Origin of the sequence: Streptomyces sp. XY006 (assembly GCF_002237655.1) — a bacterium.
GTDB lineage: Bacteria > Actinomycetota > Actinomycetes > Streptomycetales > Streptomycetaceae > Streptomyces > Streptomyces levis.
Genome location: NZ_NOKT01000020.1, coordinates 55,704 through 82,179 on the forward strand (window position 1 = coordinate 55,704; position 26,476 = coordinate 82,179).

The window sequence follows — 26,476 nt, forward strand, 5'->3', positions numbered from 1 at the left end:
CGTGCTCGACATCGGCTACGCCCTCTCCAACCGCTTCCCCGACCCGCCGCAGACCGACTACCGCCGCGCGGACGTCCGCGCCCTGCGGCACGACCTGTTCTGCGGTGACGTCTACCTGGCGGACACCAAGACCGACCACGAGGTCTCCACGGCCTGGGGGTGGGTGCCGGTGCTGGACTTCGCATGGGCGCTGTGCGACATCGTGGAGCGGATCGACCGGGACCCGGCGGGCTCCCGGGCGTCCCGGCCGCAGCGGGCGGAGCTGGACTTCACCGAGTCGACCGACCGCATGCTCTTCGAGCGCCGCTTCGGGTGGGTGGACATCGAGGCCGACTGGATGCGCGCGGAGGAGCCCCCGCTCACCGTCTCCCACGCCGAACTGCGCCGCGAGGCGCGGGACTTCCTGCACGACCTGATCGCCGACCTGACGGACCTGCACGACGACCTAGCGGAGAACCCGGCGATCTGGACCCTCCAGGCCCGCTTCCCCCGCCTGCCCTAGCCCACCACGCCGGCGGTCAGCCCTCCACCCTGATCCCCCACTGCGCCGCCAGCACCGGGGCCAGGTCCAGCAGCTGGGCCGGGCTGATCACCGCCCCGGCGAGCCGGTCCAGGCCGCGGCTGATCTCCAGGGACGCGGCCCCGCGCAGGTCGACGTCCACCAGGGTCGCCGCGTGGAGGTCGGCCCCCTTCAGCACGCAGTCGGCGAACTCGACCCGCTCCAGGCGGGCCCCGCCGAAGTCCGGCTCGACGAGCACACAGCCCTCGAAGACGACGTCTCTGAGCCGGGCCGTGCGCAGATTCAGATAGTCGATCTTGCCACCGCGGATCACCACCCGCTCCAGCACCGCCCCGTGCAGCTGCGGTCCGCCGAGCCGGGCGTCGGTCAGCTCCACATCGCGCAGAGTCGTCTCGGCGAGGTCGGTGCCGACGCCCCGGACGCCGGTGAGGGCCGAGTCCAGCACGCGGGCGTGCCGCAGCCGCGTCTCGTCCAGCGCACAGCCCTTCAGCGCGCAGTCCATGAACCGCGCGCCCGAGCCGTCCTGCCCGGACAGATCCCGCTCCCGGAACTCCAGCCCGTCGTAGTCCCCGTCCGGCTCCAGGCCGCCCCCCTCGTACGGCTCCAGCACCGGCAGCCGCACCTCCGGTCGCCGCGCGCCCTTCACACCCGTACCGCCCGCCGCTCTCCTCGCCATCCCCCCATGCTGCACCACGCCACTGACAACGCTCCTGACCTGCACCGAATCCAGCCATGTCACATTCCGGGCCGTCGTTCGGTCGTACCTGCAGAAGGCGACCCCGACCCGAGGGAGATCCCCAGTCATGCAACGCATCACCGTCATCGGCGGCGGCTTCGCCGGACTGACCGCGGCCATCACCGCCGCCGAGGCCGGCGCCGAGGTCACCGTCCACGAGGCCCACCACACCCTCGGCGGCCGGGCCCGCACCGCCGAGGGCCCCTACCGCACCAACGAGGGGCCGCACGCCCTCTACAACGGCGGCCCGCACTGGGCCTGGCTCAAGCAGCGCGACCTCATCGGCCCGCTCGCCCCGCTGCCGCCCCTGGAGGCCGCCCGGCTGCGCTTGCGCCACCACGGCGTCCTGCGCCGGACCCCGCCCTTCGCGATGCTGAAGCTGCTGCGCCGGAACGCCGCGCAGGCGCCGGTGGACGTCGACTTCCTCACCTGGGCGACCGGCGTCGCGGGCGAGGAGGGTGCCCGGGCCGCCGCCCACTACTCCGCCGTCGCCCTCTTCCACCACGACCCCGGATCGCTGTCGGCCGCGTTCGTGCAGGAGCGGCTGCGCCGCGCCACCAAGCTGCCGCCCGAGGCGCACTACCCGCGCGGCGGCTGGTCGAGCATCATCGACCGGATGGCCGCCCGCGCCTGGAACCTGGGCGTGCGGGTGGAGACCCTGTCACGCGTCGACACGCTCCCCACCGACTCGCCCGTGGTCGTCGCGACCTCCCTCGACGCCGCCCGGCGCCTGCTCGGCGACGACTCGCTGAGCTGGCCGAGCGGCCGTACCGTCCTCGTCGACCTGGCCGTGCGCACGCGCCGCGGGGACGCCTTCGCGGTCTCCGACCTGGACGCGCCCGGCTGGCTGGAGCGGTTCACCGCCCAGGACCGCACGCTCGCCCCGGCCGGCGAGCAGCTGATCCAGGGCCAGCTCCCGATCGCCCCGCACGAGTCGAAGGCCGACGGCACCGCCCGCGCCGAGCAGTTGCTCGACCTGGGCTTCCCGGGCTGGCGCGAGCGCGTCACCTGGCGGCGCGAGGCCGTGGCGAAGGGCCGGACGGGCGCGGTCGACCTGCCCGGCACCAGCTGGCGCGACCGGCCGGCCGTGGACCGGGGCGACGGCGTGTACCTCGCCGGCGACCAGGTCGCGGCCCCCGGTGTGCTCTCGGAGGTCTCCTTCAACAGCGCCCTGACGGCGGTGTCCCTGGCCCTCGGCCGGCACGAGCTTGACCTGAAGCAAGCTTGAGGTTGAACGCTGGGGCCGACCGACCACGAAGCGCACAGCCCCGACCACACGAGGAGCCCGCCATGCACGCCATCCGCCTGCACGCCTTCGGCCCGGCCGAGAACCTCATCTACGAGGAGACCGAGGACCCCCGCCCCGGCCCCGGCCAGGTCCGTGTCGCCGTGAAGGCGGCGGGCGTCCACCTCCTGGACGCGGCCCTGCGCGAGGGCATGCCGGGCGGCCCCGCGCAGGAGCCGGCGCCCCTGCCCACCATCCCAGGCCGCGAAGTCGCCGGCGTCGTGGAGTCCCTGGGCGCGGACGTCGACCCGGGCTGGCTCGGCAAGCGGGTCGTGGCCCACCTGGGATTCGTTCCCGGCGGCTACGCCGAGCTGGCCGTCACCGACGCCGGACGCCTGCACGAGATCCCCGGGAACCTCGACTTCGCCGAGGCCGTCGCCATGATCGGCACGGGCCGTACGGTGATGGGCATCCTGCAGTTCGCCGAGCCCGGCCCCGACACGGTCGCGGTCGTCCCGGCGGCCGCGGGGGGCATCGGCACCCTCCTCGTGCAGTACGCCAAGAACGCCGGCGCGACCGTCGTCGGGCTGGCGGGCGGGCCGGAGAAGGTCGCCCGGGTGCGCGCCGGCGGCGCCGACCTCGCCGTCGACTACACGGACCCGGACTGGCCCGGGAAGGTCCGTGCCCACCTCGGCGGCCGGACCGCCACGGTCGTCTTCGACGGCGTCGGCGGCGACGTGGCCCGCGAGGCCGTCGCCCTGCTCGGCCCCGGCGGCCGGCACATCGTCTTCGGCTGGTCCGGCGAGGGCATCCGGGACGGCGGGCCCTACCTGGTCGAGGGGGTGTCGGAGCAGGTCCTCGGCCCCGTGATGCTGCAGAAGGCCGGCGGCCCCGACCCCGTCCGCACCCTGGAGCTGCGCGCCCTGACCGAGGCCGCCGCGGGCCGGCTCACCCCGGCCGTGCAGCGCTTCCCGCTCGCCGGGGCCGCGGCGGCGCACCGCGCGCTGGAGAACCGGGGGACGATCGGCAAGGTGGTCCTGGAGCCCTGACCCCGGCCTCCGGCACCACAGCAGCCCCTTCCCCCCTGTCCCTTATTCACATGACGCCCCCGGCCCGCCCCACTACCGTGCCTGGACGTGATCGAGATTCCCCGGGAACTGGCCGCCGCACAGGAGAAGTACAACGGGGAGGCGGGCCGGGCCTTCATCGCCGCGCTGCCGGATCAGGCGGCCCGCTTCCTCGACCACTGGGCGCTGACACCCGACGGACCGCCCATGCACGGCGTCTCCGCCCTGGTCCTCCCGGTCCGCGACCGGGACGGTACGCCCGCGGTCCTCAAGCTCCAGATCCTCGACGAGGAGAGCGAGGGCGAGCCCGTCGCCCTGCGCTTCTGGGACGGCGACGGGGCCGTCCGCCTCCTCGACCACGACGAGCCCACCGGCACGATGCTGCTGGAACGCCTCGACGAGACCCGGATGCTCTCCCACGTCCCGGACGCACACCGGGCCGTCACCACGATCGCCGGACTCCTCGCCCACCTCACCTCCTCCCCCGCCCCGCCCGGCCTGCGCCGCCTCGGCGACATCGCCCGCGACATGCTCGACCAGACCCCACGGGCACTGGCCCGCATCGCCGACCCGGAGGCACGCGGTCTGATCGCGGACTGCGCGGCCGCCGTCCGCGAGGTCGTCGACGAACCGGGCGACCGCCTCCTGCACTGGGACCTGCACGACGAGAACGTCCTGGCCTCCGACCGCGCCCCCTGGCTCGCCATCGACCCCAAGCCCCTGGCGGGCGACCCCGGCTTCGACCTCTGGCCGGCCCTGGCCAACCGCTACGACGCGGACGACATCCGCTGGCGCTTCGACGCCATGACCGACATCCTCGCCCTGGACCGCCCCCGCGCCCGGGCCTGGACCCTCGGCCGCCTTTTGCAGAACACCCTCTGGGACCTGGAGGACGGCAACCCGGTCGACGAGCAACAACTGGAAATGGCCCGCCGCCTGATGAATCCCTGAGGTCCCAGACGCCTACCCGGTCACCTCGTCGATGCGCCAGCCGACGATCCCGGAGGCTCCCGCGAGGCCGTCGACATCGACCTCGACGTGAGCCGGCACCTCCACAAGACGCTGCCGGACCGGAACACCGTCACACGCCACGGTCCGCGGCGCGGAACGTTTCACCGACACGGTGAGGCGGACCTCCCCGGCCCCCGAGCAGACGACCGCCAAGGAGTAGGACGCGCCGGCCGACAAGACGGACCGGGTATGAATCCCATCCCGCACACGCTCCACCCCCGACTCCACGAACGAGTCCCCCGACCCGTCCACCCCGCCCACACCCAGCACCTTCTCAACCCGCTTCTCCAGCACCTTCTCCTGGCCGCTCACCCCAGAGGACGAAGCACCCGGCCGCGAACCCTCCGGCGCCCCTCCCTCGCCCCCTGATCCACCGCCACTGCATCCGACGACGAACGCAGCAGCCGGCACCACGACAAGAAGTTGCACAACGCGACGCATGAACCGCTTTCCGTAGAAGCCCGTCCTGGTCATCGCGAGAAGGACACCGCCCTCCCCCCTGACGACAAAACCCCAGGTCGGAGCAGTTCCGACCTGGGGTTTCAGCAGAGCCCCCTGTCGGATTCGAACCGACGACCTACGCATTACAAGTGCGTTGCTCTGGCCAGCTGAGCTAAGGAGGCGCGCGCGCTACGACGCCGTGCGCGAGGCGGCACCACTGTACACAGAGGCCGTTACCCGGAGCCACGGAGTTGGGGCCACCCCCGGTCCGGATCGAAAATTTCCGCGAAGTTCACATGCCCGGAACTACTGACAGACGTGTGAACGCCAGGTACCGTCCTGAGCCAGTTCACACGCGTGGACTACACCACAACGGAACACCGTCGTGGCACCGCCTTCCTACTCGGATCGTCCGGCACGTTCCTGCCGGTAGAAGGGGTTCATCCACCATGGCCACTGTGCAGTTCGACAAGGCGACCCGGATCTACCCGGGCTCCACCAAGCCCGCCGTCGACGCGCTCGACATCGACATCGAGGACGGCGAGTTCCTCGTCCTCGTCGGCCCGTCCGGCTGCGGCAAGTCCACCTCGCTCCGCATGCTCGCGGGGCTCGAGGACGTCAACGCCGGCGCCATCCGCATCGGTGACCGCGACGTCACCCACCTGCCGCCGAAGGACCGGGACATCGCCATGGTGTTCCAGAACTACGCGCTCTACCCGCACATGACCGTCGCCGACAACATGGGCTTCGCGCTCAAGATCGCCGGCGTCAACAAGGCGGAGATCCGGCAGAAGGTCGAGGAGGCCGCGAAGATCCTCGACCTCACCGAGTACCTCGACCGCAAGCCGAAGGCCCTCTCCGGCGGTCAGCGCCAGCGTGTCGCCATGGGCCGCGCCATCGTGCGTGAGCCGCAGGTGTTCCTCATGGACGAGCCGCTGTCCAACCTGGACGCCAAGCTCCGTGTCTCCACGCGTACGCAGATCGCCTCCCTCCAGCGCCGCCTCGGCATCACCACCGTCTACGTCACCCACGACCAGGTCGAGGCCATGACGATGGGCGACCGCGTGGCGGTCCTCAAGGACGGTCTGCTCCAGCAGATCGACACCCCGCGCAACATGTACGACAAGCCCGCCAACCTCTTCGTCGCCGGCTTCATCGGCTCCCCGGCCATGAACCTGGTCGAGGTGCCGGTCACCGACGGCGGCGTGAAGTTCGGCAACTCGGTCGTGCCGGTGCAGCGTGACGCGCTCTCCGCCACCAGCGACAAGACCGTCACGGTCGGCGTCCGCCCCGAGCACTTCGACGTGGCCGGCCCCGAGTCCGACCAGGGTCTCGCCGTCACCGTCAACGTCGTCGAGGAGCTCGGCGCCGACGCCTACGTCTACGGCACCGCCAAGCTCGGCGACGACTCCAAGGACCTCGTCGTCCGCGTCAACGGCCGTGACGTCCCGGAGAAGGGCAGCCAGCTGCGCGTCGTCCCGCGCTCCGGCGAGACCCACGTGTTCTCCACGTCGAGCGGCGAGCGCCTCTCCGACTGATCAACCGGCGAACGCACAACCCCGGGTGAATCACCCAGGTTGACGAAGAAGGGCCCCGCGAGCTGCTGCGGGGCCCTTCTCGTTGTCGACAAATACCCCGGCAGACCGGACGTTTCGAGCGTTGTGCGTCAACCCAGTACCCAAAAAGGGGCACTTCCTCATCCCCCGAACCGGTGACTAAATGTCTACAAACCATTACCGGGCGCTACCCTCACACGCGTGAAGCACTCCAACAACCCACAGACGCGACGCGGCCGGGGCCCCGCCCGCCGGATCGGCCGCACCCTCGCTTTCGTCCTGCCCGTCGTCCTGGTGCTCTCCGGGACCCTCGCGGTCACCCGAGTCAACTGGTCGGGCTACTCCACCGACCCGGTGCTCACCGCAGCGGACACCGCCACGTCCGCCGGCGCCTCCCGCGCCGCCAAGCGCGCCCCGCAGGACGTCCTGCGCGACAGGCTGCTGACCGAGCTGCAGGAGGAGAACCCGGGCGTCGCCCTCACCCACCTCCAGCAGGCCGTCAACGGCCGCCCGTCGCTGGCGAAGCACTGCAAGTCCATCGCCCGGGCCCTCGGCGAGGCGGCCGTCCGGGTCTATGGCCCGACCCGCGCCCAGTCCTACGCCCGCCCGGTCTGCGACACGGCCTTCGCCACAGGTGTCGCCGCGGCACACAGCTGAGCGCCCCACTCCGGCGCAGGCCGCCGGACCAGCAGGGCGAGAAAGCCCGTCACACACGACGCGGGAAGCCTCTTCCCCCCGTCGCCCCGGGCGGGACGCCACGTACAGTTCGGTCTCATGAGCGATCCGAACGCCGCGTCCCGCCCCGTTCAAGCCGTCGTTCTGGCCGGCGGCCAGGGCTCCCGGCTGCGTCCGTACACCGACGACCGGCCCAAGCCGATGGTCGAGATCCCCGGGACGGGGACTCCGATCATCGGCCATCAGCTGTCCTGGCTCGCCGAGGAGGGCGTGACGGACGTCGTGGTCTCCTGCGGCCACCTCGCCGATGTGCTCCAGAAGTGGCTGGAGACGGCCGAACTGCCCCTGTCCGTCACCACCGTCGTCGAGCCCGAGCCCCTCGGCCGCGGCGGCGGTCTCAAGTACGCCGCGGCGCGTCTCCCTCACCCCGACCGGCCCTGGTACGCCACCAACGGGGACATCTGGACGCGGTTCTCGCTGCGCGACATGGCCGGCTTCCACGCCGAGCGTGACGCGATCGCGACGGTGGCGCTGGCGCGCCCCCGGCTGCCGTGGGGCGCGGTGAAGACCGACGGCTTCGGCCACATCACCGACTTCATCGAGGCCCCGCCCTCGACGTTCGAGATCAACGCGGGTGTCTACGTCTTCTCCCCCGAGTTCGCGGGGCTGCTGCCGCAGCGCGGAGACCACGAGCGGACGACGTTTCCGCATCTGGCCCGGGAGCGGCGCCTCGCCGGGTTCACGATCCCGCAGGGCTCGTACTGGCGGGCCATCGACACGGCGAAGGACCTCACGGAGGCGGCCAAGGAACTGGCAGCCCTGAGCCGCTGAGCACACCACCCGCGCCCTCCAGACACCGGACATGGCCAAGGGCCCGCACCCCCGGCTAGCCAGCCGACCAGCGCCCAGGCAGGTCCGGGCCCCGCACCTCCCGGCCGGCCAGGGGGGCGCTGAGGACCCGTCTGCGGCCTCCCGGCACCGGGCATCGGCAAGGGGGCCCGCACTTCCGGCCAGCCAGCCACAGGGGGGCGCCGAGGACGCCGTCCGCAGCCTCCCGGCACCCCGGCAACGACAAGGCCCCACCCCCTCCCGGCCGGACGGCACCCCGCATCGGCGAGGCCCCGCCCCTCCCGGCAAGCCGGTCAGCCCGCGCCCCGGCATCGGCAAGGGCCCCGCACCTCCCGGTGCGGGGCCCTTGGCGTGTGCCGGGCGGCTAGCCCAGGAGGCCGCCCACCAGACCCGGGCGGCCCGTGGACGAGGAGCCGTCGCCGCCCGTGCCGCCACCGCCGGTCGAGCCCGAGCCGCCCGTGGCGCTGCCGCCGGACGTGGGACCGGAGGTCGTGGTCGGCGCCTGGTCGACCGGGGAGGACTGCTGGGGCGGGGCCTGGCCGCCGGTGCCCTGCGTCTGGCTCGGAGAGCCGCCGGTGACCGTGCCGGTGTCGCGGGTGGCGTCCGGCCGGGTCGTGGTGCCCGCGCTGGGGCTGGCCGAGCCGGCCGTGGCGCCCTGCGTGGGCGAGGTGGAGGCCGACGGCGTCCGCTTCTCCTGCCGCTTGCCGGGCTCGCCGGGCAGCGGGGAGCCGGGCAGTTCGTTGCGCGGGGCCTCGCCGGGGCCCGGGACGACGACCCGGTCGGCGTCGCGGACGGCACCGCCGAGCAGCGAGCCGACGAGCAGCGTCAGGCCGATGGCGACGGCGGTGACCAGGGCGCCCCGGCGCAGCACGTAGCGGCGCAGGTCCCAGATGTCGGCGCGGGGGCCGAGGCGCCGCCAGGCGCTGCCGGCCAGGCGGCCGTCGACGGAGTAGACGGGCGCTCCGGCGATGATCAGCGGGGACCAGGCGGCCAGGTAGATGATGTCGGGCGTCTCGTAGGCCGGGACGCTCTTCCAGCTGACGGTGACCAGCAGCGCGGCGGAGAGCAGGGCGCCGAAGGCCGCGGCGACGCGCTGCCAGCAGCCCAGGACCGTCAGGACGCCGACGATGACCTGCGCGAAGGCGATGACCAGGCCGGAGCCCACCGGGTGTTCGAGGGCGAACTGGCGCAGCGGCTCGGCGACTTCCCAGGGGTGCAGGGTGTTCAGCCACTTCACCATGGAGCCGCGCTTGCCGCCGTCGAAGTAGACGGGGTCGCACAGCTTGCCCATGCCGGCGTAGATGGAGATGAAGCCGAGGAAGACGCGCAGCGGGAGCAGGACGACGCCGAGGTTCATGCGGCGGCCCGGGTAGTAGGCGTGCCGCGCCGGGTCGTCGCCGTGCCGCCTGGAGCGCCGCCCGGCCGTCTCCTCCTCGCCGGGGAGTTCCTCGAAATCGGCTTCCGTGTAGGCGGGTTCGTCGTAGGCGGCTTCGTCGTAGGCGCTGCCGACCGTACGCATGGGCGGCAGCAGCCGGGTGCCGTCGGCGGGGTCGTGGGAGCGCTGGGGGCCGACCACGGGGGTCTCGACGGTCTGGACGAGGTCGTCCTCGTAGCCGTCGCCCGGGTACCCGGTGGCGTAGCCCGCGCCCTCGTGGCCGTCCACGCGCGAGATGACCTGGGTGGCGCCGGCGTCGGCGGGGGGCTCCTCGGCGTGCCGGACACTCTCGTGCCGCACGGCCTGCAGCAGCCGGTGGGCGCCGGTGTCGTCGGGCGCGGATCTGCCGCTCCAGACGACCGGCCGGCGCCGGGTGGTGGCCCCGTCCGCCGCGCCCCCGGCGGTGACGACGGGGATGCGGGCGGTGTCCTCGGTGGCGTTCAGATGCCGTGCGACCCGGGGGGACTGGACGCGACGCGTCGATCCGCCCAACTGCACGCGGAAACTCGCGTGGTTGACGATGACCTGCGCCGGGTCGCTCGGCACCTTCACCATGCTCAGCGCGGGAGCGTCGTCGAGTCCCGACGAGCGGTCCCCCGTGAGTGTGCGGGGTGTTCTGGTGTCCACACTCATCTAACCGAGTGACGTCGGGTTAGGACACTGCTTTGACCCGCCCTATCTGTCCGGACCCCGTCAAGCTTGTCCTCGTCGCCCCGATGACCCCGCAATTACCCCGCACGGGTGAAGTGCCGGACACGTGTTCAGGCGCGTCGGCGAGCCGCCTCGTAGAGCACGATGCCCGCCGCCACACCGGCGTTGAGCGACTCGGCGCCACCCGGCATGGGGATCCGCACCCGGAAGTCACAGGTCTCCCCGACGAGCCGGGACAGGCCCTTGCCCTCGCTGCCGACGACGATCGCGACCGGGCCCTCCAGGGCCTCCAGCTCGGTCAGTTCGACGTCACCGTCGGCGGCGAGTCCGACGACCACGACACCGGCCTTCTTGTACGCCTCCAGCGCGCGCGTCAGATTCGTGGCGCGGGCGACGGGCGTCCGGGCGGCCGTACCGGCGGACGTCTTCCAGGCACCGGCCGTCATCCCGGCGGCCCGCCGCTCGGGCACCACGACGCCGTGCCCGCCGAAGGCGGAGACGGACCGGACGACCGCGCCCAGGTTGCGCGGGTCGGTGACGCCGTCCAGCGCGACGATCAGCGGGTCGGCACCCTCGTCGGCGGCGGCGTCGAGCAGGTCCTCGGGGTGGGCGTACTCGTACGGCGGGACCTGGAGGACCAGGCCCTGGTGGTTCAGCCCGTTGGTCATCCGGTCGAGCTCGGGGCGCGGCGCCTCCATGAGGTTGATGCCGCCGCGCTCGGCCGCGAGTTGCAGGGCCTCGCGCACCCGCTCGTCGTTGTCGATGAACTGCTGGACGTACAGCGTGGAGGCGGGCACGCCCTCGCGCAGGGCCTCGTAGACCGGGTTGCGGCCGACGACCAGCTCGGAGGCCGACTTGCCGCCGCGCCCGCGGGCCGCGGGGCGGCGCGAGGTCTGGCGCGCCTTGGCGTTCGCGAGCCGGTTCTTCTTGTGTCCCTTGCGCATCTCGGCGGGCGGGGTGGGGCCCTTGCCCTCCAGGCCCTTGCGCCGCTGGCCGCCACTGCCGACCTGCGCGCCCTTCTTGCCGGACATGCGGCGGTTGTTGGCTGCCATGACCTACCTGTCTCTGCTGTCGCCCTGGGGCGGTGAACTGCGTACGTCTATGAAGTGTGCCGCCCGGAGTCCCGGACGGCACAATCGATCTTCCGGCCGCGGCCGGGCTAGCGCGGGCCGAGGCTCCAGCGCGGGCCCTGCGGGCTGTCCTCGATGACCAGGCCGGACTGGCCCAGCTGGTCACGGATGGCGTCCGCGGTCGGCCAGTCCTTGCGGGCCCGGGCGGCCTCGCGCTGGTCGAGGACCATGCGCACGAGCGTGTCCACCACGCCGTGCAGGTCCTCGCCGCGGTCGCCCTCCCCGGCCCACTGCGGATCCAGCGGGTCGAGGCCGAGCACGCCGAGCATCGCGCGGACCTCGGCGAGCCGGGCCACGGCGGCTTCCTTGTCGTCGGCGGCCAGGGCGCTGTTGCCCTGCCGGACGGTGGTGTGCACCACGGCCAGCGCCTGCGGCACGCCCAGGTCGTCGTCCATGGCCTCGGCGAACGCGAGCGGCACCTCGGCGGCCGGCTCGACGACACCCGCCTTCTCCACCACGCGCTGCACGAAGCCCTCGATCCGCGCGAACGCCGACTCGGCCTCGCGCAGGGCCTCCTCGCTGTACTCGATCATCGAGCGGTAGTGCGGGGTGCCGAGGTAGTAGCGCAGCACGATGGGGCGCCACCGCTTGACCATCTCGCTGACCAGCACGGAGTTGCCGAGCGACTTGGACATCTTCTCGCCGCTCATGGTGACCCAGGCGTTGTGCACCCAGTACTGGGCGAAGTCGTCGCCGTAGGCCTTGGCCTGCGCGATCTCGTTCTCGTGGTGCGGGAAGACCAGGTCGAGGCCGCCGCCGTGGATGTCGAAGGCGGACCCGAGGTACTTGTGGGCCATCGCCGAGCACTCCAGGTGCCAGCCGGGACGGCCGCGGCCCCAGGGCGTCTCCCAGTCGGGCTCGCCCGGCTTGGTCGCCTTCCACATGGCGAAGTCGCGCGGGTCGCGCTTGCCGGAGACGCCCTCGTCGGGCTGGCGCAGGTCGTCGATGTCCTGGTTGGACAGCGCCAGGTACTCCGGGAAGGAGCGGACGTCGAAGTAGACGCTGCCGTCGGCGACGTAGGCGTGCCCGCGCTCGATGAGGCCGCGCATCATCTCGACCATCTCGGTGATGTGGCCGGTGGCGCGCGGCTCGTAGGTCGGGGGCAGGCAGCCGAGGGCCTGGTAGCCGTCGTTGAACGCCCGCTCGTTCTCGTAGCCGATGGCCCACCAGGGGCGGCCCTGGTCGGCCGACTTGGCGATGATCTTGTCGTCGATGTCGGTGACGTTCCGCACGAACGTGACGTCGTAGCCGCGGTACTCGAACCAGCGGCGCATGATGTCGAAGTTCAGACCCGAGCGGATGTGCCCGATGTGCGGGGCGGCCTGCACGGTGGCGCCACACAGGTAGATCGAGACACAACCCGGCTTGAGCGGGGAGAAGTCACGGATCTGCCGGGCGCTGGTGTCGTACAGGCGAATGGTCACGGTTCCTAGGGTAGTGGGCCCTGGGGAGTGCGCGGCCCCGATCGGCCCGTCAGGCTCGTTCCGCGCGCACCACCAGGGCCGTCGCCACCGCCATCAGGCCTTCCTCGCGCCCCGGGAAGCCCAGACCGTCCGTGGTCGCGCCCGACACCGACACCGGGGCCCCGGCCGCCTCCGACAGGATCTTCTGCGCCTCGTCCCGGCGCTTGCCGATCTTCGGCCGGGGGCCCACCACCTGGACGGCGATGTTGCCGATGCGGAAGCCCGCCTCGCGCACGATCCGGGCCGCCTCGGTGAGCAGCGTGACGCCGGACGCGCCCGACCACTCGGGCCGGCCCGTGCCGAAGTGCTGTCCGAGGTCGCCGAGGCCCGCGGCGGAGAAGAGGGCGTTGCAGGCGGCGTGGGCGACGACGTCGGCGTCGGAGTGGCCCGCCAGGCCCGGGCCCTCGCCCTCCCACTTCAGGCCGGCGCACCACAGGTCGCGGCCCTCCTCGAAGGCGTGGATGTCGGTGCCGATGCCGACCTGGGGCAGCGGGAAGCCGTCAGAAGCCATCGTTGAGCCTCCTGCGGGCCAGGACCGCCTCGGCGAGGACCAGGTCCAGGGGGCGGGTGACCTTGAAGGCCTCCTCGTGGCCGGGGACGGCCACGACCGTGAGGCCGAGCTGCTCGACCATGCCGGCGTCGTCGGTGACGTCCCCGGTGACCGTCTCGTGCGCCCGGACCAGCGTGGCCCGGTCGAAGCCCTGCGGTGTCTGCACCGCCCGCAGCCGCGCGCGCTCCGGCGTGGCGACGACGGGCTCGGGCTCGCCGGGCGTCCGCGCCGGCTCGACCTGCTTGACCGTGTCGGCGAGCGGCAGCGCCGGGACCACGGCCGGGGCGCCGTCGCGTACGGCCTCGATCACGGCGTCGACCGTGTCGACCGGGACCAGCGGCCGGGCCGCGTCGTGCACCAGCACGATGTCGTGGCCCGGCGGCAGCGCGTCCAGGCCGAGCTTCACGGACTCCTGTCGGCTCTGCCCGCCGGGGACGACGAGGAAGTCGGTCCGCTCGGGCAGCGCGTGGGCGTCGAGCAGCGACTTGACCTCGGCGGCGCCGTCGGGCGGGGCCACGACCACGACCAGGGAGACGGCGCGGGAGGCGGCCATGGCGCGGACGGCGTGGATGAGCATGGGGGTGCCGCCCAGCGCGCGGAGCGCCTTGGGGGCGCCCGGGCCGAGCCGTACCCCACGGCCGGCGGCCGGGATCACGACCGCCGTACGGGCCGTCGCGGGGGCGGCGGGCGGCGAGGGACGCGAATCGTCAGACATCGGTTCCTGTCAGGTTTGTGTGCTGGCCTGGCGTGGGTATGGCCTGGGAAGTGCCGGGCGCGACGCGCTCGACCGGACCCTTCCGTGACGCTGGTCGAGCCGGCTGCCCGGGCCCGGCACGCCACACACCGGGGGCGTGAGTGATAGCACATCCCGGGGGTACGGCGCACCGGCGTTGAGGTACGAACATGCCGCAGCGCCCGGCGACAGGAATTTCGTCATCGGGCACCGCGGCATTTCGATGTGCTGAGCTGATCAGCGCAGTATTGATCGGCAGAGCGCTGAGCGACTCACCTCAGGAGGCGAGAACCTCGTCGAGCAGGGCCTCGGCCTTGTCCTCGTTGGTGTTCTCCGCGAGCGCGAGCTCGCTCACCAGAATCTGGCGGGCCTTGGCGAGCATGCGCTTCTCACCGGCGGAGAGTCCGCGCTCGCGCTCACGACGCCACAGGTCACGCACGACTTCCGCGACCTTGATGACATCGCCGGAGGCGAGCTTCTCCAGGTTTGCCTTGTAACGACGGGACCAGTTCGTGGGCTCCTCGGCGTACGGCGCGCGCAGCACCTCGAAGACCCGGTCCAGCCCGTCCTGACCGACCACATCACGCACGCCGACGAACTCCGCATTGTCCGCTGGCACACGTACCGTCAGGTCGCCCTGGGCGACCTTCAGCACCAAGTAGGTCTTGTCCACGCCTTTGATCTGGCGAGTTTCGATGGCCTCGATCAGCGCGGCCCCGTGATGGGGATAGACCACGGTGTCGCCAACCTTGAACGTCATGTGACAGGTACCCCTTCCGTGGCTATCCAGGGTAACACGGATACGGCGTCTACTGAATGGCGTTTTCGCAGGTCAGGGCATATCTCGGGGCTTGACAACTCCGACAGGAACGTGCTTCGGACAGGGAGTGGAAGAAGGTATTCGCAGGTGGGAGCCACTGTCCGGGCCGAGTGAAACGCGTACGTTACACGCATCCGGAGCGCCGCCCAGACGGCCGAACATCCCGAAATGTCCGGTTCCATGTGATCGACTTCCGCTACTCCGTTCGGCGGCCCGAGCGGCTTCCCGCCGAATCCGGAATTGATCACGCGACCCCCGGACGAGCCCCGGGTGATCCATTTTCCGGGCGGCGCGCGCATTCCTTCACGGAAGTTTTGCGGTACGGCCCGGGACTCTTATGTGAATGCCGGACGAGCACCCGGCAATGTGACGCACGAGTCATGTGTGAAGCACGGGGCGGCTGAGACGCAGGTGGGATCGGAGGCGCCGGGGGGTCGGGTGCGCCCGCGCGGGAACGGCTCGGTAACCTAAGGCCCGCTGACAGACCCTTAGGGCGGCTTTATCGGCCGCTCCGTACGAGTCAAGGAGTTGCCGCCGCCGTGAGCAGCAGCCTTCGACGCGGCGCCCTCGCCGCTGCCGCCATCGCGTTCTCGGTCGCCTCGCTCGCCGCGTGCGGAGCCGGCCACAACGCCCAGACGCTGGAGATCAAGCCGGACAACGCGGCCACGAGCGTCGGGGACATCAAGATCCAGAACGCGATCGTGATCACGCAGCCCGACCTCGAGTCGACCGGCCCGGCCGCGATCTCCGCGACCTTCTTCAACGAGGGCAGCACCGCCCAGACGCTGGAGTCCATCACCCTGCCCGGCACCGGCAAGACCGCCGAGCTGAAGCCGGCCAAGGGCGGCAGCCTGACCATCCCGGCCGGCGGCTCGCTGATCCTGGGCGGCAAGGACAACGCCACGGCGATGCTGCCGAGCAGCCGCGAGGCCGTGCAGGACGGCAACGCCCAGAAGGTCACCTTCACCTTCAGCAAGACGGGTGACGTGAGCCTGCGCGCGTTCGTCGTCCCGGCCGAGCACTACTTCAAGGAGTGGGGCCCGACCGAGGTCCCGGCCGCCCCGGGCGCGTCGGCCTCCCCGTCCGGCTCCGCGTCGGGCAGCCCCTCGGGCTCGCCGGCCGGCACCGAGAGCCCCGCGGCGGGCGAGACGCCGGGCGGCGAGGAGTCGCCGGCCACGCCGACCGACGCGGCCTCCGCCAGCGCGACGGCGGGCGCCGGGCACTGACGCCCACGGCACCGACACGACGAAGGGCGGGACCTCTCCGGGAGAGGTCCCGCCCTTCGTGTGTCACACGCCGGCCTACGGCTCGAACTTGTAGCCCAGGCCGCGGACCGTCACCAGGTAGCGCGGGGCGCCCGGGTCCGGCTCGATCTTGGCGCGCAGGCGCTTGACGTGGACGTCGAGGGTCTTGGTGTCACCGACGTAGTCGGCGCCCCAGACCCGGTCGATGAGCTGCATGCGGGTCAGCACGCGGCCGGCGTTGCGCAGCAGCATCTCCAGCAGGTCGAACTCCTTCAGCGGCAGGTCGATCTTGGTGCCGCCGACGGTGACCACGTGCCGGTCGACGTCCATGCGGACCGGACCGGCCTCCAGCGCGGCCGGGGTCACCTCCTCCGGCTCGCCCCGGCGGCGCAGCACGGCCCGGATGCGGGCGACCAGCTCGCGCGAGGAGAACGGCTTGGTGACGTAGTCGTCGGCTCCTATCTCCAGCCCGACGACCTTGTCGATCTCGCTGTCCTTGGCGGTGACCATGATGACGGGGACGTTGGAGCGGCCGCGCAGCTGGCGGCAGACCTCGGTGCCCGGCAGGCCGGGCAGCATCAGGTCGAGCAGGACGAGGTCGGCGCCGTTGCGCTCGAACTCGTCGAGTCCGTCGGGCCCGGTGGTCGCGACGGCGACCTCGAAGCCCTCCTTGCGGAGCATGTACGACAGGGCGTCGGAGAAGGACTCCTCGTCCTCGACGACGAGCACACGGGTCACGGAAGGACCTCCGGGGCGGGAAGCGTTTCGTACGCAGTGGAATCGGGAGATGTGGGGGTGGCCCGCCCGGCCTCCTGATCGAGGCCCGCGCTTCCTGCGCGTTCGTCCCGGGCGGGCTGCTGAGGTGCGTGGTCGCGGGCCGCGGCGGCCTCCGGCAGCCGCAGGGTGAAGGTGGAGCCCTGGCCTTCGGCGCTCCACACGGTGACCTCCCCGCCGTGCGAGGCGGCCACGTGCTTGACGATGGCCAGTCCCAGCCCCGTGCCACCCGTGGCACGGGAGCGGGCCGGGTCGACGCGGTAGAAGCGCTCGAAGATGCGCTCCTTGTCCTTCTCGGAGATGCCGATGCCCTGGTCGGTGACGGCGATCTCGATGTGCTCCCCGCCGGCCGCGCTCACCCGGCGGGCCGCTATGCCGACGCGGGTGCGGGCGGGCGAGTAGTTGACCGCGTTCTCGACGAGGTTGCCGAGGGCGGCCGCGAGCTGGCCGCGGTTCCCCCAGACGCGCAGGTCGGCGGTGCCGCCCGCGGCCATGGTGATCTGTTTGGTGCCGGCCTGGTGCCGGCAGCGGTCGATGGCCTCGGCGACGAGCTCGTCCACGCGGACCGGCTCGGCGTCCTCCAGCGGGTCGTCGTTCTGGACCCGGGAGAGGTCGATCAGTTCCTGCACCAGGTTCGTCAGCCGGGTCGCCTCGATCTGCATGCGCCCGGCGAAGCGCTGCACGGCCTCGGGGTCGTCGGAGGCGTCCATGACGGCCTCGGAGAGCAGCGACAGGGCGCCGACGGGCGTCTTCAGCTCATGGCTGACGTTGGCGACGAAGTCGCGCCGGACCGCCTCGATCCGGCGGGCCTCGGTCAGGTCCTCCACGAGCAGCAGCACCAGCCGGGAGCCGAGCGGCGCGACCCGCGCGGAGACGGCCAGGGCCTCTCCGCGTCCGGTGCCGCGCCGGGGCAGGTCCAGCTCGACCTGGCGTATCTCCCCGTCGCGCCGGGTGTCCCGGGCCATCTGCAGCATCGGCTCGACGGCGAGCTTGCCGCCGCGGACCAGGCCGAGGGCGTACGCCGCCGAGCTGGCCTTGACCACGCCGTCCGCCTCGTCGAGGACCACGGCGGAGGATCTGAGGACCGACAGGACCGTGTCCACGCCTGGCGGGAGCACCGCGTCCGTGTGCAGGGAGGTGCGGGTCGGGCGCTTCTGCTCGCGCTCACTCCAGCGGAACGCCAGCATGGCGATGACGCCGGTGAGCACCCCGGCGATCGCTGCCACTGCGGCGACCGCCGCGTTCACGTCCATGCACCCAGGTTAGGCATGGCTCGGGCACCCTCCACAGCCGTCGGACTGCGAGCTCGAACACTCGTCGCCCAGAGTTCACCTTGGAGCCAGTATTGGTTCATTTGGGATGCCGGAAACGGACGCGTACGGGCCGGAACGTGGGAGCGTGGGGTGCGGACCGTCACTCGTACTACGGTCGTACCGCCGATGTGTCGGTGGGGGCCCGGCCCTTGAACCCCCGACTTGAACGCACGAGAGGGAACCCTGATGCGGGACGCGTACCACGAGGAACTGGACTCGATCGGCGACGGTCTGGTGGAGATGGCCCGGCTGGTCGGGTCGGCGATCGGGCGCGCCACGACCGCCATGCTCGACTCCGACCTGAAGCTGGCCGAGAACGTGATCGAGGCCGACCAGAAGGTCGACGAGCTCCAGCACGAGCTGGAGGCCCGGGCGATAGCCCTGCTGGCGCGGCAGCAGCCGGTGGCGACGGACCTGCGCATCGTCGTGACGTCGCTGCGCATGTCGGCCGACCTGGAGCGCTCGGGCGACCTCGCCCAGCACGTGGCGAAGCTGGCGCGGCTGCGCTACCCGAACCGGGCGGTCCCGAGCGACCTGCACGCCACGATCCTGGAGATGGGCCAGCTCGCGCAGCGGCTGATGGCGAAGGCCGCCGAGGTGATCATCACCAAGGACGTCGACCTGGCGCTGCAGCTGGAGCAGGACGACGACGCGATGGACCTGCTGCACCGCACGCTGTTCCAGCACCTGATGGACGACCGCTGGAAGCACGGCATCGAGACGGCCGTGGACGTCACGCTGCTGGGCCGCTACTACGAGCGGTTCGCCGACCACGCCGTGTCGGTCGCCAAGCGGGTGGTGTACCTGGTGACGGGCGAGCACGCGGACGAGCTGCAGGTGGATGTGCAGCCGGAGATCCAGGCGGTCGCGGGGGGCGAGGGGGCCTGACCTCCGGCCCTGCGAGGCGTGAAACGGCGGGCGGGATTCGCCTGGGGCGGGCCCTGCCGGGGTGGGAGACGGCCGGGGCGGGGTTCGGCCGGGGCGGACCCTGCCCGGGCGTGGAACCGCCGGGCGGGGTTAGAGGTGGGGCGGGCGCTGCCACGGCATGAAATGGCCGGGCGGGGTTTTGGGTGGGGCGGGGCCCTGCCGGGGCGTGAAATGGCCGGGCGGGGTTCGGTCGGGGCGCGCGGGCGCCTCAGTGCGCCGTTGATGCGCCCAGCGGACCGGGCGTCCAATGGGCTCAGGCACCAGCCTCCAGGAGGGAACCATGGCCGAATCCCCCAGCACCACGCCCGACCCCACGCAGCAGCGCGAGACCAAGCAGCCCGCCGAGCTCAGGAACCTGCCCCTGATCGCCGCGTGCGGCTGCGGCTCGGGCTGCGGCTGCGGGTGTCAGTCGGGCAGCCCCTGCCAGTGCGGCTGACGCCGGCACGTCGTCCGTACGACCTGCGGGGCCCCGGCGGTGCGCCGGGGCCCCGCAGCGTTGAGGTCGCCCGGCGGGCGGTACGGGCGGAGCATGGGAGGTACGGAACGGAGGGGGACGGGCGTGAATTGCCGAACGGGAAGGAGGCACGGGCCATGGCCAAGTTCATGGATGTCCACCACAGCATGAAGGGCATCACGGCGGATCAACTGCGTGAGGCCCACGACGCGGACCTCGCCATCCAGGGCGAGGAGCAGGTCACCTTCGAGAAGGCCTGGGCGGACCCGGAGTCCGGCGTCGTCTACTGCCTCTCGGAGGCCCCGTCGGCCGAGGCGGTCCAGCGGATCCACGAGCGGGCCGGGCACAAGGCGGACGAGATCCATCCGGTACCGCTGACGGTGTCCTGAGCGGAGGGGCCGGGCGGGTCCGGACGCGCTCGGGCAGGCCGGTTGTCAGTGGCGGGCACGGGGTTTCCCACCGCGCGGCGGGCTTGGGAGGGCCGGGGGGCCGGAGGGTGCCCGGCCGACACCTGCCCCTCACCTGCCCTTCCGGCACCTGCCCTGCCGACACCTGCCTTTCCGGCACCGACTGCGCGCACGGCAGGGCCACTGCCACACCTCCAGCCCTGGCGAGTCCCAGCCCTGCTGTCGGTCAGCTCCGCTGTCACTGCCCGACGCGGCCGTCGATCCGTTCGCGCAGGAGGTCGGCGTGGCCGCAGTGGCGCGCGTACTCGGCGATCTGCGCCAGCAGGACGTCGCGCAGCTGGAGTCGGCCGCCGGGCTCGGGGCCGAGGTCGGAGTGGCCGGCGTTCGTGGTGTTCAGGTCGGTGACGCCGGCCAGGTAGCGGTCGGTGCGCTCCGACTCGATCCGCCACTGGCGCCAGGCGTCGTCCACGACCGCCTGGTCGGGCAGCGCGCCGTTGAAGTCGCCGTCGCGGTCGTCGTGGGTGCGGTAGATCTTCGGCGCGTCCTCACCGGCCATGACGCGACGGAAGTGCCGCTCCTCCTCGGTCAGATGCCGCACCAGCCCCAGCAGCGACATCGTGGACGGCGGAACGGACCGCCGGGCCATCTGCTCGGCGTCCAGCCCCGCGCACTTCATCTCCAGAGTGAGGCGGTAGGTGCGCAGATAGTCGATCAGCAGACCGTGCTCCCCGACGGGCTCGGCGTCGCTCTCCCGGGGGTCGTCGTCCGGGTCGACCCACATGTCGGGGTGGACGGTCGACTGGGTCCACCGGGTTGTCGTGCCGGTGTCACTGGTGTGCTCGTCCGAGGCCATGGGGGCATGGTGGACGGGTCGCGGAGGGTCCCGCCACCGAATTCCCGGGAGCCGTACCGACGTCGGCCGGCAGCGCGCGGCAACGGCTCACTTGCCCGCTTCGGGTCCGTACCACTGCAGGGCCTGCCCCGTGACGGCGGCGATGCACTCGAAGTCCCGGTCTCGGTGCAGCAGGGTCAGCCCCTGCAACTCGGCCGTGGCGGCCACGACGAGGTCGACGGCCCCCGCGCTGCGGTGCTGTCCGCGTTGGGTGAGGATCTCCTGGACCCGCCAGGCACGGTCGTAAGCCCGGTCGTCCACCGGTACCCAGCCGAAGATCAGGCGCAGGTCCTCGATGCCTTGTGCACGGTCGGCGGGGGAACGTGCGCTGAAGAAGAACTCCAGCTCGGTGATGGGGCACGTGGCGATGAGACCGGCGGCCGCCGCCTGGTCCCATCCGTACTGCTCGGCGTCACCACGCAGCATGCGTGCAAGGGCGCTGGTGTCGATCAGGAACTGCGCGGCGTTCACCGGCGGTAGTTGCCCTTGTCCTCGAAAAGATCGAGGTCGAAGGCTCCCACTTCTGCCGCCGCCCTGAGGCGCGTGAGTGCCAGCGCTCGCCGCCGGTTCTCCAGCACCTCGCGGAGAGCGGTGTTCACCGTCTCCTTCTTGGTGCTGGTACCCAGCGCCTTCGCCACGTCCGCGACCAGCTGGTCATCGAGATCGATAACGGTCCGACTCATCACATGCACCCCTTGATATCAACTGCGCCATCGATTATATCTGGCTCGTGGCAAGCATGACGGAGCGTCCCTTCCTCTTCCTCGACGTGGACGGTCCGCTCATCCCGTTCGGATCGTCGTCCGGTCACCTGCAGACCGCCGTTGCCGGCTCCTCGATGTCTCCCGATGAGGGGAACCCGCTGTTGCAGCGGCTCGACCCTGGGCTCGGAGCGCGCCTCACGGCTCTGGGCTGCCGGCTCGTATGGGCGACGACCTGGATGGAGGAGGCGAATGAAACCGTCTCCCCACGCATCGGGTTGCCGAGGCTGCCCGTTGTGCAATGGCCGCGCTTCCGGGCCGACGAAGGTCCGCGCGGCTTGCACTGGAAGACCCGCCCACTTGTCGAGTGGACCGATGGCCGGCCGTTCATCTGGATCGACGACGAGATCAGCGCCATGGATCGCCTGTGGGTCGAGGCCAGCCACCCCGGACCGTCACTGCTGCATCGCGTCGACCCAACCGAAGGCCTCACGAACGCCGACCTCCGCACGCTCAGCGACTGGGTCTGCGCGGTCACTCGGACCCGGGCCTGACGCTCCGCGCCAAACCGACGCGACACGGCGGTCGAGGGCTCGTACCCTCCGGTGCGGAGAGGGGCGAGAGTGGTGATGCCAGACAAGTACGTCTTGCTGGTGTGCGACGAGGTGCCCCATGACGTAGTGCTCACCGACATCGGCGTCCGTGTGCTGGAGGTCGTTCAGGTCGTTCGTCGACTGACTGACTTGAGCCTCTGGCGCAGCAAGGTCCTTGCGACGCAGTCCCCCTCTCTGATCCTCGTGGGCGTGCCGCAGGAAGACGCCGAGGCAGCCGTGACGGCCCTGCGCGAGGTGGGAGCACAAGCAGAGGCGAGGGAGCAGCCGGAGCCGGGCTTCCCCAGCCACTGAGCACGGCCCACCCAAGCAGCTGACGGCCCGGAGACCGCCCCGCTCCAGCAACAAGGCCCCTGCCGGCGGAGGAACCACCGGCAAGGGCCTTGAACAGCGCTGCTTACTTCTTCTTGCCCTGGTTCTTGACCGCCTCGATGGCTGCTGCTGCTGCCTCGGGGTCCAGGTACGTGCCGCCCGGGTTGAGGGGCTTGAAGTCGGCGTTCAGTTCGTAGGAGAGCGGGATGCCCGTGGGGATGTTCAGGCCCGCGATGTCCGCGTCGGAGATGCCGTCCAGGTGCTTGACCAGGGCGCGGAGGCTGTTGCCGTGGGCCGCGACCAGGACCGTGCGGCCGGTCAGCAGGTCGGGGACGATCGCGTCGAACCAGTACGGGAGCATGCGGACGACGACGTCCTTCAGGCACTCCGTGCGCGGGCGGAGCTCCGGCGGGAGGGTCGCGTAGCGCGGGTCGGAGAACTGGGAGTACTCGGCGTCGATGTCCAGCGGCGGCGGCGGGGTGTCGTAGGAGCGGCGCCACAGCATGAACTGCTCCTCGCCGAACTCGGCGAGAGTCTGGGCCTTGTCCTTGCCCTGGAGAGCGCCGTAGTGGCGCTCGTTGAGGCGCCAGCTGCGGTGGACCGGGATCCAGTGGCGGTCCGCGGCCTCCAGGGCCAGCTGGGCCGTGCGGATCGCGCGCTTCTGGAGGGACGTGTGGACCACGTCGGGCAGCAGGCCGGCGTCCTTGAGCAGCTCACCGCCGCGGACCGCCTCCTTCTCGCCCTTCTCGTTGAGGTTCACGTCCACCCAGCCGGTGAACAGGTTCTTCGCGTTCCACTCGCTCTCGCCGTGGCGGAGGAGGATCAGCTTGTACGGTGCGTCGGCCATGCCCCAGAGCGTAATCCACGGTTTCGCCCGTTCGCGTGGCTGCCCGGCAGGCGGACGTTTGACGGGATCTGTTAATTGAGTGGCCCCCGTCAAGCCGACGATTGTAACGTTCGCTTACTGCCAGTGCCGCTTACATCTGCGTGCCGCCGTCCGCATCCTGTCGCCTCCGGGGGAGACCATGCCGTACGCCCTGCGTGCCCGACGTGCCGTCCGGGAGACGGTCTCAGGTCTCCCCCGGGAGTTCTGGTGGCTGTGGACGAGCACGCTCGTCAACCGGCTCGGCGCGTTCGTCGCGACGTTCATGGCGCTGTACCTGACCCTCGACCGCGGCTACTCCGCGACCTACGCCGGTCTGGTCGCCGCCCTGCACGGGCTCGGCGGGGTGATCTCCTCACTCGGCGGCGGCGTGATGACCGACCGGCTGGGGCGGCGCCCGACGCTGCTGATCGCGCAGGTCGCGACCGCCGCCTCCGTCGCGCTGCTCGGCTTCGTGCGCGACCCGGTCGCGATCGCCGGCGTCGCCTTCCTCGTCGGCATGGCGAGCAACGCCTCGCGACCGGCCGTGCAGGCGATGATGGCCGACATCGTCCGGCCCGAGGACCGCATCCGCGCCTTCTCCCTCAACTACTGGGCCATCAACCTGGGCTTCGCCGTCTCCTCCATGGCCGCCGGGTTCATCGCCGAGGTCAGCTACCTCGCCGGTTTCCTCCTTGAAGCGGGCATGACGCTGGCCTGCGCGATCGTCGTCTTCCTGCGGGTGCCGGAGTCCCGGCCGGCCGAGTCGGTGAAGACCGCCCCGGGCTCCGACGGCTCGGTCGGCCTCGGGACGGTACTGCGCGACGGGCGCTTCATGAGCGTCGTCGGGCTGTCGTTCCTCATCGCGCTGATCTTCCAGCAGGGGTCGGTGGGGCTGCCGGTGGCGATGGGCGCGGCGGGGTTCACCCCGGCCGAGTACGGCATGGCGATCGCCGTCAACGGTGTGCTGATCGTGGTGCTCCAGATCCCGGTCACCCGCTTCATCGAACACCGCGACCCGCGCCGGCTGCTCGTCGTCTCGTCGGTCCTCGCGGGATACGGCTTCGCGCTGACCGCCTTCGCGGGGTCGGTCGGGGTCATCGCGCTGACGGTGTGCGTGTGGACGCTCGCCGAGATCGTGAACGCGCCGACGCAGACCGGCCTCGTCGTACGGCTGTCCCCGACGCACGGACGCGGGCGCTACCAGGGCATGTACACGATGTCCTGGTCGGTCGCGGCCCTCGTCGCCCCGCTGCTCTCCGGGTTCGTGATCGACCGGTTCGGGGCGGAGTGGCTGTGGGGGTTCTGCGCGGTGCTCGGGACGGTCGCCGGTGTGGGGTACGGCGTGCTGATGCGGCGGCTTCCGGAGGAGACGGCGGGGGTTGAGGCCCGGGTCGAGGCAGGGGTCGAGGCGGGGGTTGAGGCCCGGGTCGAGGCAGGGGTCGAGGCGGAGGCCGGACCGGAGTCCGGGCCGGTCCAGCCCGCGAAGGGGGCCGTGCGGGCGCAGCCGGAGGTGGGAGCGGGGTGAGCCACAACCCCGCGCACCACACGCCCCGGTGCATCCAGGCGCAGCCGTGAAGCGCCCTCACCTCCGGCGCAGAAGCCCCTTACCCCCGGCGTAGAAGCCCCTTACCTCCGGCGTAATCGACGCCCGCGCCCCCGACCCGACAGGCTGGCCTCATGACCACCACCGCAGAAGCCACCCGCGCCACCGTGCAGAAGTTCCTCGAACTCCGGCTCGCCGGCGACACCGAGGGGCTCGCCGCGCTGTTCGCCGACGAAGTCGACTGGGTGCTCGCCGAGAACCCCGTGGTGCCCTGGATCCGGCCCCGGTCGACCGCCGCCGAATGTGCCGCCCAGGCCGACGACTTGGCGCGGTACACCGTCCCCGAGGACGCCCGCGCGTCCGTCGACACCCTCCTCGTCGACGGGGCCGACGCCGTGCTGATGGGGCATCTCGCCGGGACCGTACGGGCGACCGGGAAGTCCTTCTCCGGGCCCTTCGCCCTGCGGCTCACCGTCGAGGACGGGCGGATCACCCGGCACCACCTGTACGAGAACAGCGTGTCCATCGCGGCGGCCTGCACTCCGTGACGCCCTCGCGCGTCCAGGCCGTCAGCCACCGACGACCGCCGACAACCCGCCAGTACTGCCGCTCGTCAGCCGCCGACAACCCGGCAGCACTGAGACTCGTCAGCCGCCGACGACCCGCCAGTACTGCCGCTCGTCCTCGTCCCGCACGACCACGCCCAGCCGCAGCAACTCCCCGCGCAGCTCCCGGGCGTCGGCCCCGCCGTCCTTCCGGGCGCGGGCCAGGGCCCGGGCCCGCAGCAGCGCGTCCGCGCCGGGCGGCAGGCCGGGCGTGCCGGGGACCCAGCGGCGGAAGTCCGCCTGGTAGGGGGCCTGTTCGGCCCAGCTCCAGCCGTACGCGGTGAGCGTGTCGGCGAGCCGGCGCCAGGGCAGGCCGCAGGGTTCGCGGGCCAGTTCCAGGCCGCTCGGGGCGAGGGCGACGAGCTGCTTGCCGTCCCGGAAGAGGACGTCGATCCGCTCGCGGGGGAACTCCTGGGTGCGGTCCCTGATCGTCAGGGCCAGGTGGGTGGCGGTGACGCGGACCGACAGGGACTCGTGGACCGCCGTGAAGCCGAGCAGCAGACCGCCGAGCGCGCCCACCGCGACCGTGCCGAGGGTGAGGGCGGGTTCCGGGACCGAGGTCAGCAGATCGGCCGGGCCCTTGAGCGGAGCCCACGGCAGGGACAGCAACAGCCGCGCGAGGAACGGCAGCAGCGCGCCGGCGACGGCACCACAGGCGACGCAGACGAGGACGACGACCCAGGCCGGTTCGCTGAGTTCGGCGGCCTGGTCCGTCCGCGGCGCGGGGCTCTTGTGCAGGGGTACGTTCCCGGCTTCCTCCATGGCACCGAGTCTGGGCGGGCGGCCGCCGCCGCGTCATCGGCCGTTGGTCTACCGGCCCACGACTTTGGTCGCCACCCCGCCCGCGCACGCACCTTCGATCGCCGCCCCGCCCGCGCACGCACCTTCGATCGCCGCCCCGCCCGCGCACGCACCTTCGATCGCCGCCCCGCCCGCGCACGCACCTTCGATCGCCGCCCCGCCCGC

General features: G+C 72.0%; 30 protein-coding genes and 1 tRNA gene. 15 read left to right on the plus strand and 16 right to left on the minus strand.

Annotated elements, in window-relative coordinates:
- Position 1: 1 nt before the first annotated feature.
- Positions 2-502 carry a hypothetical protein gene (locus CHR28_RS23180; RefSeq protein ID WP_094055613.1) on the plus strand — a complete coding sequence of 167 codons (501 nt, stop codon included), beginning with the start codon at positions 2-4 and terminating at the stop codon, positions 500-502.
- Between the two features lie 16 nt (positions 503-518).
- Here CHR28_RS23180 and CHR28_RS23185 read toward each other — a convergent pair whose 3' ends face one another.
- Entirely contained in the window at positions 519-1,196 is a 678-nt protein-coding gene (locus CHR28_RS23185) for a pentapeptide repeat-containing protein (RefSeq protein WP_256984356.1), read from the minus strand.
- Between the two features lie 127 nt (positions 1,197-1,323).
- Here CHR28_RS23185 and CHR28_RS23190 point away from each other — a divergent pair, with 127 nt between their 5' ends.
- The 3 genes from CHR28_RS23190 to CHR28_RS23200 all read left to right on the plus strand — a co-directional run bounded on the left by CHR28_RS23190 (position 1,324) and on the right by CHR28_RS23200 (position 4,499).
- Positions 1,324-2,484, plus strand: a complete 1,161-nt coding sequence (locus CHR28_RS23190; RefSeq protein WP_094055615.1) for an FAD-dependent oxidoreductase — start codon at positions 1,324-1,326, stop codon at positions 2,482-2,484.
- Between the two features lie 62 nt (positions 2,485-2,546).
- Positions 2,547-3,530 (plus strand): zinc-binding dehydrogenase, encoded by a 984-nt coding sequence (locus tag CHR28_RS23195; protein WP_094055616.1) that lies wholly within the window; start codon positions 2,547-2,549, stop codon positions 3,528-3,530.
- Between the two features lie 81 nt (positions 3,531-3,611).
- Positions 3,612-4,499 (plus strand): aminoglycoside phosphotransferase family protein, encoded by an 888-nt coding sequence (locus CHR28_RS23200; RefSeq protein ID WP_373453381.1) that lies wholly within the window; start codon positions 3,612-3,614, stop codon positions 4,497-4,499.
- Between the two features lie 12 nt (positions 4,500-4,511).
- On the opposite strand, the gene CHR28_RS38485 is transcribed toward CHR28_RS23200, so the two are convergent.
- Both CHR28_RS38485 and CHR28_RS23210 read right to left on the minus strand, forming a co-directional pair.
- Complete coding sequence (locus CHR28_RS38485) at positions 4,512-5,033, minus strand: hypothetical protein (protein WP_256984357.1); 522 nt, start codon at positions 5,031-5,033, stop codon at positions 4,512-4,514.
- A gap of 75 nt (positions 5,034-5,108) precedes the next feature.
- Positions 5,109-5,182, minus strand: a tRNA-Thr gene (locus CHR28_RS23210).
- A 267-nt stretch (positions 5,183-5,449) separates the two neighbouring features.
- Here CHR28_RS23210 and CHR28_RS23215 point away from each other — a divergent pair.
- The 3 genes from CHR28_RS23215 (at position 5,450) to CHR28_RS23225 (ending at position 8,062) form a co-directional block, all read left to right on the plus strand.
- Positions 5,450-6,538, plus strand: a complete 1,089-nt coding sequence (locus CHR28_RS23215; protein WP_094055618.1) for an ABC transporter ATP-binding protein — start codon at positions 5,450-5,452, stop codon at positions 6,536-6,538.
- Between the two features lie 219 nt (positions 6,539-6,757).
- Positions 6,758-7,213: a hypothetical protein gene (locus tag CHR28_RS23220; protein ID WP_094055619.1), complete on the plus strand. Its 456-nt coding sequence runs from the start codon at positions 6,758-6,760 to the stop codon at positions 7,211-7,213.
- Between the two features lie 117 nt (positions 7,214-7,330).
- A complete protein-coding gene (locus CHR28_RS23225; protein ID WP_094055620.1) occupies positions 7,331-8,062 on the plus strand; it encodes a nucleotidyltransferase family protein in 732 nt (243 codons plus the stop codon).
- 382 nt (positions 8,063-8,444) lie between these two features.
- Here CHR28_RS23225 and CHR28_RS23230 read toward each other — a convergent pair whose 3' ends face one another.
- The 6 genes from CHR28_RS23230 to CHR28_RS23255 all read right to left on the minus strand — a co-directional run bounded on the left by CHR28_RS23230 (position 8,445) and on the right by CHR28_RS23255 (position 14,802).
- Positions 8,445-10,148, minus strand: a complete 1,704-nt coding sequence (locus CHR28_RS23230) for a DoxX family protein (RefSeq protein ID WP_179272534.1) — start codon at positions 10,146-10,148, stop codon at positions 8,445-8,447.
- Between the two features lie 128 nt (positions 10,149-10,276).
- Positions 10,277-11,218, minus strand: coding sequence for a 23S rRNA (guanosine(2251)-2'-O)-methyltransferase RlmB (gene rlmB, locus CHR28_RS23235; protein ID WP_094055622.1), 942 nt, complete (start codon positions 11,216-11,218; stop codon positions 10,277-10,279).
- A 107-nt stretch (positions 11,219-11,325) separates the two neighbouring features.
- Entirely contained in the window at positions 11,326-12,720 is a 1,395-nt protein-coding gene (gene cysS / locus CHR28_RS23240; protein ID WP_094055623.1) for a cysteine--tRNA ligase, read from the minus strand.
- 49 nt (positions 12,721-12,769) lie between these two features.
- The gene (ispF, locus tag CHR28_RS23245) at positions 12,770-13,270 is read right to left on the minus strand and encodes a 2-C-methyl-D-erythritol 2,4-cyclodiphosphate synthase (RefSeq protein ID WP_094055624.1); all 501 of its coding nucleotides are present in this window, start codon (positions 13,268-13,270) and stop codon (positions 12,770-12,772) included.
- Positions 13,260-14,024 carry a 2-C-methyl-D-erythritol 4-phosphate cytidylyltransferase gene (ispD, locus tag CHR28_RS23250; RefSeq protein ID WP_094055625.1) on the minus strand — a complete coding sequence of 255 codons (765 nt, stop codon included), beginning with the start codon at positions 14,022-14,024 and terminating at the stop codon, positions 13,260-13,262. Before ispD ends, ispF begins: the two co-directional genes overlap by 11 nt.
- 295 nt (positions 14,025-14,319) lie before the next feature.
- On the minus strand, positions 14,320-14,802 hold the full coding sequence (locus CHR28_RS23255) for a CarD family transcriptional regulator (RefSeq protein ID WP_003953493.1): 483 nt from the start codon (positions 14,800-14,802) through the stop codon (positions 14,320-14,322).
- 599 nt (positions 14,803-15,401) lie between these two features.
- Between CHR28_RS23255 and CHR28_RS23265 the strand changes: the two genes are divergently transcribed.
- Positions 15,402-16,088, plus strand: a complete 687-nt coding sequence (locus CHR28_RS23265) for a DUF461 domain-containing protein (protein ID WP_094055627.1) — start codon at positions 15,402-15,404, stop codon at positions 16,086-16,088.
- Positions 16,089-16,163: 75 nt separating this feature from the next.
- On the opposite strand, the gene CHR28_RS23270 is transcribed toward CHR28_RS23265, so the two are convergent.
- Both CHR28_RS23270 and CHR28_RS23275 read right to left on the minus strand, forming a co-directional pair.
- The gene (locus tag CHR28_RS23270; RefSeq protein ID WP_030243122.1) at positions 16,164-16,844 is read right to left on the minus strand and encodes a response regulator transcription factor; all 681 of its coding nucleotides are present in this window, start codon (positions 16,842-16,844) and stop codon (positions 16,164-16,166) included.
- Positions 16,841-18,133 carry a sensor histidine kinase gene (locus CHR28_RS23275; protein ID WP_094055628.1) on the minus strand — a complete coding sequence of 431 codons (1,293 nt, stop codon included), beginning with the start codon at positions 18,131-18,133 and terminating at the stop codon, positions 16,841-16,843. The genes CHR28_RS23270 and CHR28_RS23275 overlap by 4 nt, the downstream gene beginning before the upstream one ends.
- A gap of 246 nt (positions 18,134-18,379) precedes the next feature.
- Here CHR28_RS23275 and phoU point away from each other — a divergent pair, with 246 nt between their 5' ends.
- The 3 genes from phoU (at position 18,380) to CHR28_RS23290 (ending at position 19,963) form a co-directional block, all read left to right on the plus strand.
- The gene (gene phoU / locus CHR28_RS23280; RefSeq protein ID WP_094055629.1) at positions 18,380-19,081 is read left to right on the plus strand and encodes a phosphate signaling complex protein PhoU; all 702 of its coding nucleotides are present in this window, start codon (positions 18,380-18,382) and stop codon (positions 19,079-19,081) included.
- 319 nt (positions 19,082-19,400) lie between these two features.
- Positions 19,401-19,556, plus strand: a complete 156-nt coding sequence (locus tag CHR28_RS37840; RefSeq protein WP_179272535.1) for a hypothetical protein — start codon at positions 19,401-19,403, stop codon at positions 19,554-19,556.
- Positions 19,557-19,711: 155 nt separating this feature from the next.
- Positions 19,712-19,963, plus strand: a complete 252-nt coding sequence (locus tag CHR28_RS23290; RefSeq protein WP_094055631.1) for an SCO4226 family nickel-binding protein — start codon at positions 19,712-19,714, stop codon at positions 19,961-19,963.
- Positions 19,964-20,219: 256 nt separating this feature from the next.
- Here the strand turns inward: CHR28_RS23290 and CHR28_RS23295 are convergent, their stop codons facing one another.
- The 3 genes from CHR28_RS23295 to CHR28_RS23305 all read right to left on the minus strand — a co-directional run bounded on the left by CHR28_RS23295 (position 20,220) and on the right by CHR28_RS23305 (position 21,556).
- Complete coding sequence (locus CHR28_RS23295; RefSeq protein ID WP_094055632.1) at positions 20,220-20,834, minus strand: DinB family protein; 615 nt, start codon at positions 20,832-20,834, stop codon at positions 20,220-20,222.
- A gap of 87 nt (positions 20,835-20,921) precedes the next feature.
- A complete protein-coding gene (locus tag CHR28_RS23300) occupies positions 20,922-21,344 on the minus strand; it encodes a PIN domain nuclease (RefSeq protein ID WP_094055633.1) in 423 nt (140 codons plus the stop codon).
- A complete protein-coding gene (locus CHR28_RS23305) occupies positions 21,341-21,556 on the minus strand; it encodes a type II toxin-antitoxin system VapB family antitoxin (protein WP_094055634.1) in 216 nt (71 codons plus the stop codon). Before CHR28_RS23305 ends, CHR28_RS23300 begins: the two co-directional genes overlap by 4 nt.
- A gap of 47 nt (positions 21,557-21,603) precedes the next feature.
- On the opposite strand from CHR28_RS23305, the gene CHR28_RS23310 reads away from it, so the two are divergent.
- Together CHR28_RS23310 and CHR28_RS23315 are read left to right on the plus strand one after the other, a co-directional pair.
- Positions 21,604-22,128, plus strand: a complete 525-nt coding sequence (locus tag CHR28_RS23310) for an HAD domain-containing protein (protein ID WP_094055635.1) — start codon at positions 21,604-21,606, stop codon at positions 22,126-22,128.
- A gap of 75 nt (positions 22,129-22,203) precedes the next feature.
- Complete coding sequence (locus CHR28_RS23315) at positions 22,204-22,479, plus strand: ribosomal protein L7/L12 (protein WP_094055720.1); 276 nt, start codon at positions 22,204-22,206, stop codon at positions 22,477-22,479.
- Positions 22,480-22,582: 103 nt separating this feature from the next.
- Here CHR28_RS23315 and CHR28_RS23320 read toward each other — a convergent pair whose 3' ends face one another.
- Positions 22,583-23,344, minus strand: a complete 762-nt coding sequence (locus CHR28_RS23320) for a phosphoglyceromutase (protein WP_094055636.1) — start codon at positions 23,342-23,344, stop codon at positions 22,583-22,585.
- A 178-nt stretch (positions 23,345-23,522) separates the two neighbouring features.
- Between CHR28_RS23320 and CHR28_RS23325 the strand changes: the two genes are divergently transcribed.
- Together CHR28_RS23325 and CHR28_RS23330 are read left to right on the plus strand one after the other, a co-directional pair.
- Positions 23,523-24,887: an MDR family MFS transporter gene (locus CHR28_RS23325; protein ID WP_094055637.1), complete on the plus strand. Its 1,365-nt coding sequence runs from the start codon at positions 23,523-23,525 to the stop codon at positions 24,885-24,887.
- Between the two features lie 152 nt (positions 24,888-25,039).
- Complete coding sequence (locus CHR28_RS23330; RefSeq protein ID WP_094055638.1) at positions 25,040-25,453, plus strand: nuclear transport factor 2 family protein; 414 nt, start codon at positions 25,040-25,042, stop codon at positions 25,451-25,453.
- Between the two features lie 99 nt (positions 25,454-25,552).
- Here the strand turns inward: CHR28_RS23330 and CHR28_RS23335 are convergent, their stop codons facing one another.
- On the minus strand, positions 25,553-26,272 hold the full coding sequence (locus CHR28_RS23335; RefSeq protein ID WP_094055639.1) for a YqeB family protein: 720 nt from the start codon (positions 26,270-26,272) through the stop codon (positions 25,553-25,555).
- Positions 26,273-26,476: the final 204 nt, after the last annotated feature.